Annotated in this window: 20 protein-coding genes, 1 tRNA gene and 2 riboswitches; of the genes, 1 reads left to right on the top strand and 20 read right to left on the bottom strand. The window is 31.1% G+C overall.

Features of this window, described 5'->3' with window-relative positions:
* A partial coding sequence (locus GFJ41_RS17140; RefSeq protein WP_226890280.1) for an S-adenosylmethionine synthetase N-terminal domain-containing protein occupies nt 1-203 on the bottom strand: 203 nt, incomplete at its 3' end.
* Between the two features lie 145 nt (nt 204-348).
* Nucleotides 349-453, bottom strand: a riboswitch (SAM riboswitch).
* Between the two features lie 140 nt (nt 454-593).
* On the opposite strand from GFJ41_RS17140, the gene yyaC reads away from it, so the two are divergent.
* Entirely contained in the window at nt 594-1,103 is a 510-nt protein-coding gene (yyaC, locus tag GFJ41_RS17135) for a spore protease YyaC (RefSeq protein WP_021428266.1), read from the top strand.
* A gap of 55 nt (nt 1,104-1,158) precedes the next feature.
* Here the strand turns inward: yyaC and fabZ are convergent, their stop codons facing one another.
* The 19 genes from fabZ to GFJ41_RS17040 all read right to left on the bottom strand — a co-directional run bounded on the left by fabZ (nt 1,159) and on the right by GFJ41_RS17040 (nt 19,093).
* Nucleotides 1,159-1,587: a 3-hydroxyacyl-ACP dehydratase FabZ gene (fabZ, locus tag GFJ41_RS17130; protein ID WP_021431559.1), complete on the bottom strand. Its 429-nt coding sequence runs from the start codon at nt 1,585-1,587 to the stop codon at nt 1,159-1,161.
* A 1-nt stretch (nt 1,588) separates the two neighbouring features.
* Nucleotides 1,589-2,635: a rod shape-determining protein gene (locus GFJ41_RS17125; protein WP_170075909.1), complete on the bottom strand. Its 1,047-nt coding sequence runs from the start codon at nt 2,633-2,635 to the stop codon at nt 1,589-1,591.
* A gap of 106 nt (nt 2,636-2,741) precedes the next feature.
* Complete coding sequence (spoIIID, locus tag GFJ41_RS17120) at nt 2,742-3,008, bottom strand: sporulation transcriptional regulator SpoIIID (RefSeq protein WP_021428251.1); 267 nt, start codon at nt 3,006-3,008, stop codon at nt 2,742-2,744.
* 195 nt (nt 3,009-3,203) lie between these two features.
* Complete coding sequence (locus GFJ41_RS17115; protein WP_170075908.1) at nt 3,204-3,884, bottom strand: M23 family metallopeptidase; 681 nt, start codon at nt 3,882-3,884, stop codon at nt 3,204-3,206.
* A gap of 219 nt (nt 3,885-4,103) precedes the next feature.
* On the bottom strand, nt 4,104-5,144 hold the full coding sequence (gene spoIID / locus GFJ41_RS17110; RefSeq protein ID WP_021428308.1) for a stage II sporulation protein D: 1,041 nt from the start codon (nt 5,142-5,144) through the stop codon (nt 4,104-4,106).
* Nucleotides 5,145-5,218: 74 nt separating this feature from the next.
* Nucleotides 5,219-6,472 carry a UDP-N-acetylglucosamine 1-carboxyvinyltransferase gene (gene murA, locus GFJ41_RS17105; RefSeq protein ID WP_035117703.1) on the bottom strand — a complete coding sequence of 418 codons (1,254 nt, stop codon included), beginning with the start codon at nt 6,470-6,472 and terminating at the stop codon, nt 5,219-5,221.
* An 18-nt stretch (nt 6,473-6,490) separates the two neighbouring features.
* A complete protein-coding gene (locus tag GFJ41_RS17100) occupies nt 6,491-7,237 on the bottom strand; it encodes a YwmB family TATA-box binding protein (protein ID WP_021428328.1) in 747 nt (248 codons plus the stop codon).
* Between the two features lie 164 nt (nt 7,238-7,401).
* Nucleotides 7,402-7,485: riboswitch (cyclic di-GMP riboswitch) on the bottom strand.
* Nucleotides 7,486-7,712: 227 nt separating this feature from the next.
* Entirely contained in the window at nt 7,713-9,539 is a 1,827-nt protein-coding gene (gene glmS / locus GFJ41_RS17095; RefSeq protein ID WP_170075907.1) for a glutamine--fructose-6-phosphate transaminase (isomerizing), read from the bottom strand.
* Between the two features lie 242 nt (nt 9,540-9,781).
* The gene (gene glmM / locus GFJ41_RS17090; protein ID WP_170075906.1) at nt 9,782-11,128 is read right to left on the bottom strand and encodes a phosphoglucosamine mutase; all 1,347 of its coding nucleotides are present in this window, start codon (nt 11,126-11,128) and stop codon (nt 9,782-9,784) included.
* A gap of 175 nt (nt 11,129-11,303) precedes the next feature.
* Nucleotides 11,304-11,864 carry a 2-oxoacid:ferredoxin oxidoreductase subunit gamma family protein gene (locus GFJ41_RS17085; protein ID WP_021428304.1) on the bottom strand — a complete coding sequence of 187 codons (561 nt, stop codon included), beginning with the start codon at nt 11,862-11,864 and terminating at the stop codon, nt 11,304-11,306.
* A gap of 1 nt (nt 11,865) precedes the next feature.
* Entirely contained in the window at nt 11,866-12,618 is a 753-nt protein-coding gene (locus GFJ41_RS17080) for a thiamine pyrophosphate-dependent enzyme (protein WP_021428258.1), read from the bottom strand.
* On the bottom strand, nt 12,618-13,700 hold the full coding sequence (locus GFJ41_RS17075; RefSeq protein ID WP_021431551.1) for a 3-methyl-2-oxobutanoate dehydrogenase subunit VorB: 1,083 nt from the start codon (nt 13,698-13,700) through the stop codon (nt 12,618-12,620). The genes GFJ41_RS17080 and GFJ41_RS17075 overlap by 1 nt, the downstream gene beginning before the upstream one ends.
* A gap of 24 nt (nt 13,701-13,724) precedes the next feature.
* Nucleotides 13,725-13,940 (bottom strand): 4Fe-4S binding protein, encoded by a 216-nt coding sequence (locus GFJ41_RS17070; RefSeq protein WP_021428297.1) that lies wholly within the window; start codon nt 13,938-13,940, stop codon nt 13,725-13,727.
* Between the two features lie 41 nt (nt 13,941-13,981).
* Nucleotides 13,982-14,659, bottom strand: a complete 678-nt coding sequence (locus tag GFJ41_RS17065; RefSeq protein WP_021428245.1) for a hypothetical protein — start codon at nt 14,657-14,659, stop codon at nt 13,982-13,984.
* Nucleotides 14,660-14,670: 11 nt separating this feature from the next.
* Nucleotides 14,671-15,774 (bottom strand): butyrate kinase, encoded by a 1,104-nt coding sequence (buk, locus tag GFJ41_RS17060; protein ID WP_148551439.1) that lies wholly within the window; start codon nt 15,772-15,774, stop codon nt 14,671-14,673.
* A gap of 22 nt (nt 15,775-15,796) precedes the next feature.
* Nucleotides 15,797-16,702 carry a phosphate butyryltransferase gene (gene ptb / locus GFJ41_RS17055; protein ID WP_021428341.1) on the bottom strand — a complete coding sequence of 302 codons (906 nt, stop codon included), beginning with the start codon at nt 16,700-16,702 and terminating at the stop codon, nt 15,797-15,799.
* A 136-nt stretch (nt 16,703-16,838) separates the two neighbouring features.
* Entirely contained in the window at nt 16,839-18,029 is a 1,191-nt protein-coding gene (locus GFJ41_RS17050) for a CdaR family protein (RefSeq protein ID WP_170075905.1), read from the bottom strand.
* Nucleotides 18,026-18,874 (bottom strand): diadenylate cyclase CdaA, encoded by an 849-nt coding sequence (gene cdaA, locus GFJ41_RS17045; protein ID WP_021428327.1) that lies wholly within the window; start codon nt 18,872-18,874, stop codon nt 18,026-18,028. The genes GFJ41_RS17050 and cdaA overlap by 4 nt, the downstream gene beginning before the upstream one ends.
* Before the next feature lie 142 nt (nt 18,875-19,016).
* Nucleotides 19,017-19,093, bottom strand: a tRNA-Arg gene (locus GFJ41_RS17040).

Raw genomic sequence — 19,093 nt, 5'->3', positions numbered from 1 at the left:
AATTTAGGTATATCAACGTAAGTGTTAGTACTTATTTCTCCTGCAACTAATACTAATCCTGTTGTAACTGTTGTTTCGCAAGCAACTCTAGCTTGTGGATCTTTTTCTAAAAGTGCATCTAGTATTGCATCTGATATTTGATCACATATTTTATCTGGATGCCCTTCTGTAACTGATTCTGAAGTAAATAAATGTTTTGCCATTAATGTTTCCTCCTTTTATCTTTTAACCTTAGATTAAAATTCTTTCTATTACCTTAGATCCATAATTGGAATAGTCTTTCTTGATATTAAAAAAACCTCTTCTTTTTATAAGAAGAGGTTAATTATATTCGTCAATAATTAACTAACCTCATCTTTCAAGATATAAAATCTTGTAGGAATTAGCACCTTTTCCTTTCGGAATGGTTGCTGGGTTTCACAGGGCCTGTCCCTCCACCTCTCTTAATAAGGTAATTAAGAAATTTTATTAATTTTTTATTACTTTACTAATTATACTATTATTAATGATTCTTATCAATATGTTTCTTTAAATTTTAAATGTTATTTTTTACTTTAGGATCTCATATATTTATTTTAAGGGGGGATGTTCCTATGTATTTGGCTAAAGTAAACTATAAAAAAGATAATGTTGTTCAAATCCTTAGTGATACATTAAAAGATATAATTGATGAGAATACGGTTATAGTTTGTATAGGAACAGATAGAGCTATAGGCGATTCTTTAGGCCCTTTAGTTGGAACGATGTTAAAAAACAGCAATTATAAATATCCTGTTTATGGTACTTTAGATAAACCTATTCATGCTTTAAATATATATGAATCCCTACAGTCTATAAAGAAAAAACATGTTAATGGTAATTTTCTGGCTATAGATGCTTGTCTAGGATCAAAAAGCAATATAGGAAATTTACAAGTAAGAAAAGGACCTATCCTGCCCGGAAAGGGAGTAGGTAAGAAACTTCCTGAAATTGGGAATTATTCTATCGTTGGTATTGTTGATAAAGTAGACGAAAATAATAAGTTTTCATTTAATAGTATCCGTCTAAGCTTTATTTTAGATATGGCTGAAATAATAGCATTATCCTTAATACTTTCAACCTGATTTCAATATATCCCCTTATACTCAAAAATAAAGAAGCTGTCAAAAGACAGCTTCTTTATTTTTGAACTAATGCAAACATTAATTCTCCGCTACAAACTAATTCTCCATCAACATATGCGCTTGCATTGGCCTTACCTATATTTCTTCTTAAAGAAGTCATTTCAACTTCCATTCTTAATGTATCTCCCGGTCTAACTTCTTTTTTAAATCTAACTTTATCTATACCTGCAAACACACCTAGTTTCCCTTTATTTTCATCTATAGACATCATAGCTACAGCTCCAACTTGAGCCATAGCTTCTATTATTAGAACTCCTGGCATTATAGGGTATTCTGGAAAATGTCCTTGGAAAAATGGTTCATTAACACTTACATTTTTTATCCCTACAGCTCTTTTACCTTCTTCAAGTTCAACAACTTTATCTACAAGTAAAAATGGATACCTATGAGGTATTAATTCTTTTATTTGATCAATATTTAGCATATTATTCTTCTCCTTTTATAGTTTTTCTTTTGAATAGACCTGTTCCACCTGTTTCTAACATATCTAAAGCTGATAATGACTCTCCTGTCCCTTTCGCAACACAAGATAAAGGATCTTCAGCTATTTTAACTTGCATACCTGTACTTTCCTCTATTTTTTTGTCTAGTCCATATAAAAGAGCTCCTCCACCTGTCATTATTATTCCACTTTCACTTATATCTGCTGCAAGTTCTGGAGGAGTTTTTTCAAGTACAGACCTAACAGTAGAAACAATTTGGTTAACTCCATCTGCTAAAGCATCTAGCATTTCCTTTGAGTCTATAGTTATTTTTTGAGGAAGTCCTGTTACTAAATTTCTACCTTTTACATCCATAGTAACTTCTTCTTCTCTAGGGTATGCAGTCCCAATATTAATTTTAACTTGTTCAGCAGTTCTATCACCTATAAGTAAATTATGTTTTTTTCTCATATAATTTACTATATATTCATCAAATTTATCTCCACCAATTCTTATAGATTCACTTACAACCGCTCCTCCTAAAGATATTACGGCTATATCTGCTGTTCCTCCACCTATATCAACAACCATATTACCATCAGGTTTAGATATATCTAATCCGGCCCCTATAGCCGCTGCTATAGGTTCTTCTATTATATAAACGTCTCTAGCTCCAGCTTGTCTTGTAGCTTCCTCTACAGCTCTCTTTTCTACCTCTGTAACTCCCGTTGGTACACACACCATTATTCTAGGCATGAAAAATCGTGAAAAACCTTTCTTGTCTACCACTTTGTCTACATAATATGTTAACATTTTTTCAGTAATATTATAATCAGATATTACTCCATCTTTTAAAGGTCTTATAGCTACTATATTTCCTGGTGTTCTCCCTATCATCTTTCTAGCTTCATCACCTACAGCTAAAACAGTTTGTGACTTTTTATCTATTGCTACAACAGAAGGTTCTTTTACAACAATACCCCTTCCATCGACATATACAAGAACATTTGCAGTACCTAAATCGATACCTATATCCGCTCCTTTTGTCATTAAATTCAACTCCTTCTCAATTTATATAAACTTTTCGTTAATTTTAACACTCTACATACAAAATATACAAAAACTTGTTTTTAGTCAAGAAAAAAATGTAGGTTTTTTAACCTACATTTTTATTACACTTCACTTCATATTTTTGTTTTGTTGCCATTCCCCCTCTTATATGCCTTTCAGATTTATTCTTTTCCAAAACCATTTTAACCTCTTTTGCAAGAGATGGATTAATTTCTTCCAATCGTTCAGTTACATCTTTGTGTATAGTACTTTTACTTACGCCAAATGTTTTAGCAGTTTGTCTAACTGTTGTTTTCTTTTCTAATATATACTTTGCTACAACTATAGCTCTTTCCTCTATATGCGATCTCAAAGCTTCCCCCCCTTAAATCCTACCTTAGTGATATATATGTAAAAAAACAAAAAAATATAACAAGCTTAATCAAATTTGATTAAGCTCGTTATATTTTTTAATTCTTAGGAAATTATATTCATAATTTCCAACTTATACACTTAAGCAACGGACCTGTTTTTTAAGGTCGTTGGCGACATGAGCAAAGCGAATTTTTTATTTAATTAACGTCATAGGGTCTATAGATTTACCATCTTTTGTTGCAGTTACATGCACGTGTGCACCTTCTAAACTTTCTACACTAGTAGTATTACCAACTTTTCCTATTACATCTCCGTCTTTAACTTCTTGACCTTTTTTAACAGATACTTTGTCATCTAAGTTTGAATAAACAACAGCTACTTTATCTTTAGATTCCACTTTTACAGATACTCCATGTTGGTCATCTTTAAATACATCTGTTACTTTACCATTAACAACTGATTTTACCTTACTTCCTTTTTTAGCTTGTACATCTAATGCTTTATGTATTTCCCATACATCTAATGTACTTGAGTAACTAGGCTCTTTTTCTGAATACTCTCTAGTCACTTTTTCTCCTAGATAGTTTATTTTAGTTTCTTCCTTTTTAACAACTTCTTTTTCTTTTACCTTATCTAAGTTTTCTTTTGAATCGGTAGCTGTTGGCACAGTTTTATCATCTTTTTCTATTAGGTGAATTTCGCCTTCTTCATCACCTTTTGCCACTTTATTTTGATTATCTAAAAAACCGTTTTTTGAAGCTAAATCATCCACACTATTTTTAGTAAACCAAATACCTCCAATTGCTACTAAACAAACACATACAAATAAGGCTAAGTAAAAACCATCTTTCTCTAATAGTTTTTTCTTTTTCATGACGCACCTCCAAATATATTCATACATTTGTATTTTGTACCTTATTTGTTATTTTTATACAATTTTTATTCTTTTATATTTATTTTATTTTCATGTTTTAAATATTAATTTTTCACTATATATAAATAAATTAATATTACTTCCATTTTTTATTTTATTTAATTCTTGAAATACAAAAAAACTCTAAACTAACTTGCAAATCAAGTTAGTTTAGAGTTTTTAATATGTATCTTTAATATTGATATCTGAATAATAATGTTCTAATATTTCATAATATTTATAACCATCCTTAGCCATTCCTTCTGCTCCCCATTGGCTCATACCTACACCATGACCATATCCTTTTACAATAATATCTACATAATCTTTATTAAACTTCAAATCAAAGTTAGCGGAATTTAAATTAAATAAACTCCTTATGTCACGGCCTGATATTTCTTTATTTCCAACTTTTATCTTCTCAACCGATCCACCTTTACTTCTTTCTTCTATACTAACTTGTTTTGATAATTTATCATTAGAAATCGACATATTAGGATAACCTTTTCTTAGTGTGTTTATAAAGTCGGAATTATTTATCTTAACATTAGATGCATATTTAGGGGCATTTTTATCATAAGGACTATCTACAGATCTCAAATATGGATATTTAGTACTAAATACCTCTTCACTATTTTCTGTATTTCCTGATGATGTAGAAAAGTATAATGGTAAAATTGGCTCATCTTCATATACTATAATTTGACCCTTAGTATCTTTCACAGCTTGTTCTATTTTTGTATAAAATTTATCCATCCAAGCTTGGCCATTTTTACTTAGTAATTCTGATTTACTTTTATATTCCTGACAATGCTTATAATCTGTACATACAGCTGCATTTTTATGCTTACCAGTTTTTTCACTATATACTGTAAATGTTCTAGCAGCTACTGCTTGCGCCTTTAAAGCCTCTTTATCAAACTCTGCAGACATTTCCCCTGCAAGAACTCCACATAAATAATCTTCTATGTCTATAGTCTCCACTATTCCTTTTTTGTGATTATAAACCTTTATTTTAGGTGATTCCTTATCTATAGTTTCATAATTTTTAACACTTTTCTTTTTATTAATTTTTAGCTTAGTTTCAATTTTCAACTTATTTTGGATATGTGGTACTATATCCGGCTTTGAGTCTGAGCTATATGCAAATATAGATACGCAAATAGGTATCGCCGCAGTTACCAAAACAGTACTAGCTAAAACTAACAATGGGTTTTTCATAAAATTTTCCTCCTTGGATAAATACTTCTAATCCATAAATTTTATGAAAAACCCGTGTTAATTATGACTAATTATTAGTCTTCAATTATTTCTATATTTCCACCTAATGCTTGTATCTTCTTATCTATGTCTACATATCCTCTTTGTATATGATATATATCTCCTATTTCAGTTACTCCTTCAGCTATAAGTCCACATAAAATTAACGCAGCTCCAGCTCTTAAATCTGTTGCTTTTACTGTTGATCCATGTAATTGATCTACACCTGAAACAATAGCACTTCTACCTTCTATTTTTATATTAGCGCCCATTCTGTTGAACTCTGCAACGTGCATAAATCTATTTTCAAATACAGTTTCTATAACTACTCCCGTTCCATTTGCTACAGTAGCCATAGCCATAAATTGAGCTTGAACATCTGTTGGGAATCCTGGGTGTGGTAATGTCTTGATATCTATTGGCTTTAATACCTCAGGTCCTTTGACTCTCACAGAATTATCCATATCTATTATTTCACATCCAGCCTCTTTTAATTTAGCTACAACAGGCTTTAAATGTTCCATAATTACATTGTCTATAGTTATATCTCCTTTTGTCATAGCTGCTGCAACCATGTATGTAGCCGCTTCTATTCTATCTGGTATAACTGTATGTTCAGCACCTTTAAGTGCCTTAACTCCTTTTATTCTTATTGTGTTAGTTCCTGCCCCTTTTACGTCAGCTCCCATTTCATTTAAGAAGTTTGCTAAATCAACTATTTCTGGTTCTTCTGCAGCATTTTCCACTATAGTAGTACCTTCTGCTAAAGCAGCAGCCATCATTATATTTTCTGTAGCTCCTACTGATGGGAAGTCTAAGTATAACTTGCTTCCTACTAATTTCTCCGTATTAGCCTCCACAAATCCATGATCTATTATTACATTAGCTCCTAATGCCTTAAATCCTTTTAGATGTAAATCTATAGGTCTAGTTCCTATTGCACATCCTCCTGGCATAGATATCTTTGTATGGTTAAATCTAGCAAGTAGCGGTCCCATTACTAAGAATGATGCTCTCATCTTTCTTACAAGCTCATATGGAGCTTCACAAGTCTTTATATTACTTGCATCTACTGTTAATGTACAATCCTTATATTCAACCTCAGCACCTAAATGTCTTAATAAGTCAGATATTACATGTACATCTTTTAAGTTAGGAACCCCTTTTAACACTGATTTTCCATCCGCTAATAAAGTTGCTGCTATTATTGGTAATACTGCATTTTTTGCCCCATCTATTTTAACACTTCCTACAAGTGGATTACTCTTCTTAACTAAAATTTTTGCCATTTCACTTTTCTCCTCACACTAATAATCTAATTTTATTATAGGTGTAGCTACATAAATCATGGTTTTTTCTTCGTTTTCGCTATACCTAATTCCTATATTTAAATTTACCTTATTTCCCAAATATTCAAGGTAATCAGTTTTAATCAATTTACTAAAAGCTGTTACCGACATAAAATTTTCTTCTTCAACCCTGTCTATTTCTTTAGCATTCATATTATATAATATTTTTTTCAAAATATCATCATATTTGTGTAGTTGTAACTTTTTTTTATACTCTCCAGCCATACATGTATAAATATCGACTTTTTTGCAATACAAATTTAGAGTATTTTCTACAACTGTATAAATATCCACTATATCTTTATATACTTTATTTTCTAATATGTCAACTATAATATATGACTCATTTTTACCTTTATTAGCGACAATGATAGATATATTTCTATCTTTTTCATCTATCTGTGCATATACTTGAGTTTGAGTATCCTTTTTACTTTCAATCCATTTTAAATTAGATTCCTCAAGCCCTAAGTTAGAAATTATTTCCATGCAAATATTTTTCATCTCTTCTTTTTCTAAAGATTTATCTAAATATGCATTAGCTTTCATATTATAAAATTTAAAATTACTATCTATACTTTCAAAAGTATTTACTAGTTGATTATATCCATTATTCTTTATTTCAGCTTCTGATTCTCCATAGAACAAAACTATCCCTAATAAAAATATAAATATCAAACTTATACTCACTAATATTTTTTTCATAGTATTACCTCCCCATATTTCCAGTTTTATACTATAAAGTATTAACAAAAATTGGTTGGTTATACTATTCATGATTCCAAAAATATTTTAATATATTATTATAATTTTTTCTATACATATTAAATTATATATAATTTTACACAATAAAAAAGCTATACTTATATTTTAAGTGTAGCCGGTTGCATCATTAACTCCATATATCCAAGATGCCCACATATAGGATATAGTTCTTCGCTTCTCAATTCATTATGAAATATATTTAATTGCGCATTAGAGGCTGAATTTGGCGCTTTTAAGCTTTCGTATGAGTTTCATCTGGATTTACCCTATCTTATACTCTCAAAAGCTTCAAATCACTATTTTTAAGTTTTAGTTAATTAGTCAGTATCTTAAATTAGTATTATATATAAAATTATATATAAAGTTTAAAAAGGTGATTCTCAATATAAAATCGAGATATCACCTTTGATTTTTATTATTCAACAGTAACTGATTTAGCTAAGTTTCTTGGCTTATCTACATCACAACCTCTTTCAACTGCAACATAGTAAGATAGTAATTGAAGTGGTAAAACTGTTAATATACTTGATAATACATCCTCAACATTAGGTATATATATCACTTCATCAGCAGATTTCTCAACTTCTTTATTTTTCTCTTGAGCTACAGCAATTACATATGCTCCTCTTGCTCTAACTTCTTCCATGTTAGAAACCATTTTTTCAAATAACTCGCCTTGAGAAGCTATAGCAACTACAGGAGTTCCTTTTTCTATTAATGCTATAGTTCCATGCTTTAACTCACCTGCAGCAAATGCTTCTGCATGGATATATGATATTTCTTTTATTTTTAAAGCACCTTCCATAGCTATATTATAATCTAATCCTCTACCTAAGTAGAATGCACTATGCTTTTCTTTTAAAGTTTTAGCAATTTCTTTTATATGATCTTCTTGTTTTAATGCTTCTTCAACCTTTGAAGGCATTTCTTTTAGTTTTTCTATCATTTCATTATAGTATTCTCTAGTTATAGTACCTTTCTTTATAGCAAAGTCTAAAGCTATCATATAGAATGATACTAATTGAGTTGTATATGCCTTAGTTGATGCAACTGATATTTCAGGTCCTGCCCAAGTATAGAATACATCATCTGATTCCCTTGCAATTGAAGATCCAACAACGTTAGTTACTGATAATATTCTAGCTCCTCTTTCTTTAGCATATCTTAAAGAAGCTAAAGTGTCTGCAGTTTCTCCTGATTGACTTACTAATATTAATAGTGTCTTATCATCTATAAATGGATCTCTATATCTAAATTCTGATGCTATATCTGTTATAACTGGTATCTTAGCAAATTTTTCTATAGCGAATTTTCCTATAAGTCCAGCATGATAAGCAGTTCCACATGCTACTATATAAACTCTATTTATATTATCTAAATCTTCTTTAGTCATTTTTATATCATCTAAATGAATTTCTCCGTTTTCATTTAATCTTCTTACTAATGTTTCTTTTACTCCATTAGGTTGTTCATATATTTCTTTTAACATGAAATGTTCGTATCCACCTTTAGATGCAGCTTCAACATCCCAAGTAATTTCATTAACTTCTTTATTTACTACTTCTCTATTTTCATTTAATATAGTAACTTTATCTCCTACTATATGAACAAATTCACCATTTTCTAAGAAATATACATTTCTTGTATATTTTAATATTGCAGGTATATCTGATGCTATAAAGTTTTCTCCATCTCCAAGTCCCACAACTAAAGGACTATCTTTTCTAACTGATACTAATTCTTGATTATTATCTTTACATATAACACCTAGTGCATATGCTCCTCTTAATCTTTGAGTAGCTTTATATACTGCATCTAATAAATTACCTTCATAATATTTATCAACTAAATGTGCTACTACTTCTGTATCTGTTTGAGATAAGAATTTTACACCTTCAGCTTGTAATTCTTCTTTTAATTCCATATAGTTTTCTATAATTCCATTGTGAACTACAGCTATTGTTCTATCCATATTAAAGTGAGGATGTGAATTAACATCTGATGGCTCTCCATGAGTTGCCCATCTTGTATGTCCTATTCCTAAACCTCCATTTATAGGGTTCTTTTCTAGATCCTCTGCTAAAACAGCTAATCTTCCTTTAAACTTTCTTATTTCTAACTCATTTCCTGTATTTACAGCAACACCTGCAGAATCATACCCTCTGTATTCAAGCTTTGATAATCCTTCTACCAAAACTTCTGTTGCCATTCTATTTCCTAAATATCCAACTATACCACACATAATTTGTGTCCTCCTAAAAATATTAATTTTTTATATATTTTTAAGATTCAGGTCAGTTTACATAAACTTTTTTTTGTACATATAATCACTTATATGGTTTGTAAAAGCTTTACGATGGTAAACACACCGCAGAGTATCCGCCGACAATTCGATTAACTCTGTCCTCGTCAACTTAGATTTTACTAAGTTCTGGCGCTTGCAAAGTAAATACTAAGACTTAATCTTAGTATTTACTTCTGAAATTATGATAATTTCTCTTGTATCAAATTAGCTAAATTTGTAGCTAATTCTTTTAGTTGACCTTCATCTTTACCCTCTAACATAACTCTTACTAATGGCTCTGTTCCTGATGGTCTTATTAAGACTCTTCCACATCCATCCATTAGTTTTTCTATTCTTTCTATTTCATCTTTAATTTCTGGTATTTCCATATATCTACTTTTATTTTCATTTTTTATTCTAGCATTAACTAATACTTGTGGATATTGATTCATTACTGCTGCAAGTTCTGATAAAGTTTTACATTCTTCTTTAACTATTTGAGCCAAAACTAAAGAACTTAAAGTTCCATCTCCAGTCGTATTATAATCTAAGAAAATCATATGACCTGATTGCTCTCCACCTAAATTATATCCACTGTTTTTCATTTCCTCTAAAACATATCTGTCTCCTACAGCTGTTGTTGCTAGATTTATGTTATTTTCTTTTGCAGCTATAACTAATCCTATATTACTCATAACTGTAACAACTAAAGTATCTTTAGCTAACTTATTGTGCTTTTTCATATATATTGCACTTAGTATCATTATATGGTCACCATCTACAATTTGACCCTTTTCATTTACAGCTATTAATCTATCTGCATCTCCATCATATGCAAGTCCTAAATCAGCATTATTTCTTAATACAGCTTCTTGAAGACCCTCTGGATGTGTTGATCCGCATTTATCATTTATATTATTTCCATCTGGCGTATTGTTTATAGCTACAACATCTGCTCCTAACTCTTCAAACACCATTGGCGCAACTTTGTATGCAGCTCCATTAGCACAATCTAATACAACTTTTAATCCATTAAAATCTATATTTACTATAGTCTTTAAGTAATCAACATAATCTCTTACAGCATCATGTTCGTGTATCTTTTTACCAACTTTATCTCCTGTTGGATGTACTTCTACTTTTTCTATATCATCTATATATGACTCTATTTCAAGTTCAATAGAATCATCAAGTTTATATCCATGTTCATTAAAGAATTTTATTCCATTATATTCTACTGGGTTATGAGATGCTGATATAACTACTCCACAATCTGCATTGTAGTGTTTAGTCAAATATGCTACTCCTGGAGTTGGTATTACACCAACAGTTATAATATCACATCCAACTGACATAAGTCCAGCTATAAGAGCTGATTCTAGCATATCTCCAGATACTCTAGTATCTTTACCAACTACAACCTTAACTTTATCTTTCCCTTTAGTTAAAACATACCCACCTGCTCTACCTAGCTTATACGCTAGATCACAGTTAAGTTCTGTATTGGCTATTCCTCTTACTCCGTCAGTTCCAAAATATTTTCTCATCAAAAAAACTCCTTCCAGCAATAAAGACTTTTAAATATATCACAGTTTTATATTATGTTCAATCATAGTCTTTAGTTCATAATTGTTATTGTAATATGTTTCACAAAAAAAGACAATAGTATTTACACCATTGTCTTTTTTCTGTCTTTAATTAACTAAATATGACATATTTCAATTATGCAAGCGCTTCTTGAGATTTAACTGCTTCAGCACCTTTTAGTAAAGCTGCTTTGTTTAATGGAACAAATTTTTCTTTACTTGGCCCGAAAACTTTTTTAAATGCTTCTAATACAGAATCTACTTCCACACATTTATTTAACTCTAAGTATGCTCCTAACATTATCATGTTAGCAACTCTTGGATTTCCAAGTTCTAAAGCTAATTCATTAGCTTGTATGTAGTAAGTTTTTACGTCTGTTCTTTCAACTTTTTTCTCTATTAATGAACTGTTCACTAGTATTTTACCCCCAGGAACAACATCTTTTTCAAATTTATCAAGTGAAGGTAAGTTCATAACTATAGCACAAGTTGCATCATCAGTTATAACTGGTGATCCTACTGGAGTATCAGAAATTGTTACTGAACAGTTAGCAGTTCCTCCACGCATTTCTGGTCCATATGATGGTAACCATGAAACTTCCTTTTTCTCAAGCATTCCTGCATAAGTAAGTAATTGTCCCATAGACATAACACCTTGACCACCAAATCCTGCACATATTACTCTTTCTGTAGCCATATTACTTCGCCTCCTCAACTTTAACATCTTTAATATTTCCTATTGGATAGTATGGCATCATATTATCTCTTAGCCATTGTAATGAATCTTGAGGAGTTAATCCCCAGTTTGTAGGACAAGTTGATAATACTTCTACTATACCAAATCCTAATCCAGCTAATTGAACTTCAAAAGCTTTCTTTATAGCTTTTTTAGCTTTTCTTACATTAGCAGGAGTATCTACAGAAACTCTCTCTACAAATACAGCTCTATCTAAAGTTCCTAACATTTCAACCATTCTTATAGGAGCTCCTTGTAAGTTTATATCTCTTCCACTTTGAGCTGTAGTAGCTTTTTGACCTAATAAAGTTGTTGGAGCCATTTGGCCACCTGTCATACCATATATAGCATTATTTACAAATATTGTTGTAAATTTTTCTCCTCTTGCAGCAGCATGAACTATCTCAGCAGTTCCTATAGATGCTAAGTCTCCATCTCCTTGATAAGTAAATACTACTTTATCTGGATGAACTCTTTTTATACCTGTAGCAACAGCTGGTGCTCTACCATGAGAAGCCTCTTGCATGTCACAGTTAAAGTAATTGTATGCTAAAACTGAACATCCAACAGGAGCAACCCCTATAGTATCTCCTAATACATCTAGTTCTTCTAATACTTCTCCTACTAATCTATGGATTATACCATGTGTACATCCTGGACAGTAGTGTGTTTGGTTATCTGTTAATCCTTGAGTTTTCTTGAATACAAGTGTCATTATCTAGCACCTCCCATAGCAACTTGTTGAGATTGTTCTACTATTTCTTTAGCTTTTGCAGCTATTTCTGCTGGTGATGGTATCATACCACCTGTTCTTCCATAGAAGTGGACAGGTAATCTACCTTCTATAGCTAGTCTAACATCCTCTACCATTTGTCCAGTACTCATTTCTACTGTTAATAAATTCTTAGCTTCTGGTATTTGATTAAATGCTTCAAATGGGAATGGCCATAAAGTTTTAGGTCTTATAAGACCTGCTTTTATACCTTCTTCTCTTAAACTTTCTATTGTATTTTTAACGATTCTTGAAGTAGTTCCGTATGCTACGAATACTATTTCAGCATCCTCTGTTTTGTACATTTCATATGCAGTTTCATTTTTTTCTATTTCTTTATATTTAGCATCTAAATTTATACAGTGATCTTCTAGAGATTTTGGATCTAAGTATAAAGAGTTTATTATATTTGGTTTTCTCTCCATTTTAGTTCCAACACTAGCCCAAGTTTTTGGAGCTAATTCTCTTGTTTTAGGCTTATTAAATTCTACTGGTTCCATCATTTGACCTATCATACCATCTCCAACTACCATAACTGGAGTTCTATAAAAATCTGCAACTTCAAAAGCTTCCATTACCATATCAACAGCTTCTTGAACAGTTGCTGGTGCATAAACTGGAGTTCTATAATCTCCATTTCCTCCACCTCTTGTTGACATAAAGTAGTCAGATTGAGATGGTTGTATTCCTCCAAGTCCCGGACCACCTCTCATTATATTAACAACAACACATGGAAGCTCTGCTCCTGCTGCGTATGTTATACCTTCTTGTTTTAAAGCTATTCCTGGCGAAGATGAAGATGTCATAACTCTAGCACCTGCTCCTGCTGCTCCATAAACCATATTTATCGCAGATACTTCTGATTCTGCTTGAACAAAAGCTCCTCCATTTTTTGGTAGTTCTCTAGACATATATTCTGGTAACTCGTTTTGTGGTGTTATTGGATAACCAAAGAAATACTTACAGCCAGCTTCCATAGCTGCTTTCCCTATTGCTTCGTTACCCTTCATAAGTATCTTAGCCATTTTAATTCCCCCTTAAGTTTGTATTTAGTCTCTCTCTACTGTTATAACTGCATCTGGACACATAGTTGCACAGTTTGCACATCCTACGCATTTATCCATATCAGAAACAGAAGCTGGATTATATCCTTTTTTGTTTATTGTAGCCTTGTCTATTTCTACAATCTTAACTGGACATGCTGAAACACAAAGTGCACACCCTTTACATAAGTCTTGGTCAAAAGTAACTTTTCCCTTAGCCATTTTAATTAGCCTCCTTGAACTGTATATATTTAAACCTCATTTTACATCCAACATTCTCTCATGTATAAATTTATTGGAAATACATCCCCATCTAAGTTTGTTGGAAGTTGAGGTATTAAGCTTTCTAAACAAGTAACATACTTTATTGGTATATTAGTTATATTTGAAACTTCTTTAACTAGTTCTTGTCCTTTTAGGATATCTTCTATAGTAGTTTCTCTAACTAAATGTGTATTATTTATAAGTCCTGTTACTTTTAATTTTGATGAATTTTCTATAGCTCGAATATGATTTATCACATCACTCGTAGTTTGAGTCTGCTCTCTATTTGCATTAACCACGCAAAACATATCATAATCGTCTTTTTCTACAAGATGACTAAATCTACCTAAGACTCTAGCCCCTACATCATCTCCGCCTACATCAATTACATAATCATACGATTTATCTGTTAAAGGCGCTGTAACTTGAGCTGATACAGCTGGTAAATCTAATGAAGTTGCTTGTATTGAACTATCTATAGGCATTATATTTTTAGATTGTAAAAAATCTCTTTTTTCTCTAGTCCTAAAGTAAACGTTTACAATATCAAGATCTGATATCGCAACTTTAGCATCAGTAAGGTCTCTAAGCTTTGTTACATAATTCATAGAAAACTCACTTTTGCCACTACCATAATGACCTATAATGATTCTAATCCTCTTGTCATTTTTTATCATATAATCACCTTTTATAATGTATTAGCAGTAGCTAATTCTTTTCCATAAACTTTGGCTTCTTCTTCTTTATTTAGAACTCTAAGACCACCTTGAGCTAATGCTATCATTTCATCTTCCCCTGGGTAAACCTTTACCTCAGCTATAAATTTAACTTTATCAATTATCATGTTCGTAAACATATTTGAGTAAGCTATTCCTCCAGTTAATAAAACTGCGTCTACATCTCCATTTAATACTGATGCACAAGCTCCTATCTCTTTAGCAACTTGGTATGCCATCGCTTCATAAACTAATTTAGCTTTATCATTTCCTTCAGCAATCATAGATTCTACTTCTCTACCATCATTAGTATTTAAGTATGCTACTAAACCTCCATTGCCTTTTATTCTTTTCTTTATATCATCAAGTGAATATTCTCCACTAAAACACATTTTTACTAAGTCTCCTACTGGAAGACCCCCACTTCTTTCTGGAGAAAAAGGACCTTCTCCATCTAAAGCATTTGCAACATCTATAACTGAACCTTTTTTATGAGCTCCAACTGAAATTCCTCCACCCATATGAGCAACTATAAAATTACAATCTTCATACTTCTTATCTAAATCTTTAGCAGCTCTTCTTGCAGTAGCTTTTTGATTTAGTGCGTGGAATATACTTTTTCTTGATATTTCTGGTATACCTGATATTCTTGCTACATCATGTAACTCGTCCACTACAACTGGATCTACTATATATGAAGGCACTCCTACACTATCACCTATTTCTTTAGCTATTAGGCCTCCTAAGTTAGATGCATGTTCTCCTAATACTCCTACTTTTAAATCTTCCATCATATCTTCATCTACACTGTATGTACCACCTGTTATAGGTTTTAAAAGTCCACCTCTACCTACTACAGCATTTAAGTCTGATACATTTATTCCACCTTCTAATAATGCATCTTCTATAACCTTTTTTCTGAATTCAAATTGATCTGATATTTTTTCATATTGTCCAATTTCTTCTGATGAATGTCTTAATGTCTTTTCAAATAATAAATTTTCATTTTCAAAAACTGCTATCTTAGTTGATGTTGATCCTGGATTTATCGTTAGTATTTTAAATAAATTTTCCATATTAAGCCCCCTGTATATTCATCTATTTAACTTTTGCAGCCATTAAAACTCCTAATGCTATAGAGTTTAGCTTAGTCTCTTCACTATCAGCTCTTGAAGTTAATATTATTGGTGCCTTAGCCCCTACTATAACTCCTGCATTCTTTGTTTCAGAGAAGAATACTAATGATTTATATAGTATATTTCCAGCTTCTATATCTGGAGCTAGCAATATATCTGCTTTTCCTGCTATCGGATGACTCATTCCTTTATGTTTTGCAGCTTCTTCTGAAACAGCGTTATCTAAAGCAAACGGTCCCCCTACTATACATCCTTTTATATCTCCATTTGCACACATTTCTTCTAAATCCTTTGCATCTACAGTATCTTGCATCTTAGGATTTACTTTCTCTTTAGCACAAATAGCCGCTACTTTTGGATTTTCTATATCTAGTGCGTGCGCAACTACGCAAGCGTTTTCTATAATTTGTTTTTTACCTTGAAGATCTGGTGATAAGTTCATAGCAGCATCTGTTATAAAGAAAAGTCTATCATATCCTTTAACATCAAAAACAGCAACATGACTTAATATATTTCCTGTTCTTAATCCGACTTCTTTATTTAAAACTGCCTTTAATATTATTGATGTGTCCACTAACCCCTTCATTACCATATCTGCTTTACCTTCAGATACTAAACTAACCGCTTTTAAAGATGCTTGAGCTAAGTCTTTTTCATCTATTAACTCATATCCATCTAAATCTATATTTAATTCCTTCGCTATCTCTTTTGTTTTTTCTATATCTCCAACTAATATTGCATTAGCTATTCCCTCTTTTTTCGCCATATCAACAGCAATTAAAACTTCTTTATCTTGAGAGCAAGCAACTGATATGATTTTAGGCCCTCTTTCTTTTGCGTATTTTATTACATCATTAAAGCTTCTCAAAACGTCACCCCATTTTATTTAAGATATCTATGAAATTGTTTTCCTTCACATTTTTATCATATATCTAAAATAAAAAAGATGCAACAAAAATTATTTATTTAACTTACTAATTTTTGTTACATCCTCTTATTTTTCGCTATATTTCTACTATTTTAGGTTCTATTTGCACATCTTTAAAATCATATTTACTTTTATATTTTATAGGGTATTTACCTTCACCTTGAGATGTATCCGCCATATCTATATATAATTGTATATCTTTTTGGCTTAAATCCTTTATCTCATCAGAATAACTAACTGTTATTTTTATGTTTTCTGGAATTTTACTTAAATCGACCTCTTTTCCAGTTTCACTTTCTTTTGAAACAATTTCTATATCAGATTTTGAAATTAGAAACTCGCTTGTTATATTTTTATTTATGTTCAATTTGATACTTGAGATATTATTTTTAATTTTTACATCTTTAGGTATATCCAACGCTACATCTATACTATTATTGTTTTTCAAATCATTAGCAGTTATAGGTTTTGTGTCTATACCATTGATATTGTCTAGTGCTTCTTTCTTTCCTTCTATAGTTATATCCTTTGGATTTATAGAATAGTTTTCTAAATTAGATTGATTAGATACACTCTCATCAAATACTAACTTAACTGGAACTACCTTTTCTTGTAAAAATTTTACTGTTGCTACAACAAAATTGTCATCTAATTTAACACCTTTAACTGCATCTCCATTAGCATCTACTGGAACTAATTTTAACTTAGTTGAAAAGTCTTTATATTTATCAGATGCATCTAAAGTAGCTTTGATACTAGTAACCTTATTAACAAGAGTTCTAGGTCCACTTACATCCACAGTCTTCTTATTTGTCTCTATATTATCAATATTAATTTTTGGTTCTCCTTCAACATCTACAGATATACTTCTTTTCTCATTCACTACTTTTTCTAAATCTAATGTTATTACATTTGGCTTGATGTCATACTTATTTACACGCTCAGGTAAGTTAGCTTGTAAATACACTACATTTTTTCCTTCTTTAGGATCATCTAGCCTTCCATAAATGTATATGTTATCTCTATTTATAGGTCTTAAACTTGATAAGTTAGCTCTTATAGATATATCTGCAAGTAATTCCTCTTTTGGATATATTGTTAACCCTCTTTCCTCTAGTACACTCATGTTCGTAATTGTTACAGGTATATCACTAAATGTTCTAGTTTCTACTGGATCTTCTACTGTCATAACATATAACCATAGCACTAATGCACTTAGCAATGATATTAACTTTATTTTAGTATTATTTTTTAATCTATTTTTCATCTAAATATACCACCTTTTAAAAAGCCTTTTTCTTGATCTTGATCACTAGATTTTAAATTGCTTCGTAATATATTAGTTAATCTTTCTTTAGTCATATTTCTATATAATTTTCCTGACTTAGCTATTGATACTGCTCCTGTTTCTTCTGATACTATAAGTGATAAACAATCCGAAATTTCACTTACACCTATGGCTGCTCTATGTCTTGTCCCTAAATCTTTACTTAAGTCCTTACTTTCAGTAAGTGGTAAGAAGCATGCTGCCGCCTTAACTTTTCCATCTCTAATAACAACCGCCCCGTCATGAAGAGGTGTATTAGGTATAAATATATTTATTAATAACTGTCTAGATATCTCAGCATCAATTATAGTTCCAGTATTTATAACTTCCCCTATTCTAGTATCTCTTTCCATTATTATAAGGGCACCTATTTTTTGTCTTGATAATGAGTATAGACACTCAACTATTTCTTCTATATCTTTTTTAAGCTGATCCTCTGATATAGTATAATTATTTTTACCTAAAAAAGTAAATTTAGTCCTTCCTATATATTCAAGTCCAGATCTAAGCTCTGGTTGGAATATTATAAGGACTGCAATTAAACCTACTGTTAGAGTATTTTCTAACATCCAGTATAATGTATGTAAATTAAATATTTCACTGACTTTAGTCGCCACTAAAAGAAATAACATTCCTTTCAAAACTTGCTCTGCCCTAGTATCCTTTATAAAAGTATATACTTTATAAAAGATATAGGTAACGATTGCTATATCTACTATGTCTGGTATATTTACATTACTTGCTAAACTAACAAAACCTTGCCAAAAAGAATCTATATTAAACACAGTATTTTCCTCCTGTTTATAATACTTAAATTGCTTACAATATGTATTATACTATATTAATCAAGCTATATTCAATTTATATATAAAATACTTTTTTAATATAAAAAAAAGAGCTTCACAAATGTGAAACTCCTTTTACGATTGGTGAGCGCACAGGGATTCGAACCCCGGACACACGCCTTAGAAGGGCGTTGCTCTATCCAGCTGAGCTATGCACCC

Source organism: Paraclostridium dentum (assembly GCF_012922555.1).
GTDB classification, from domain to species: domain Bacteria; phylum Bacillota; class Clostridia; order Peptostreptococcales; family Peptostreptococcaceae; genus Paraclostridium; species Paraclostridium dentum.
This window is presented reverse-complemented; position numbering and strand designations above follow the sequence as displayed.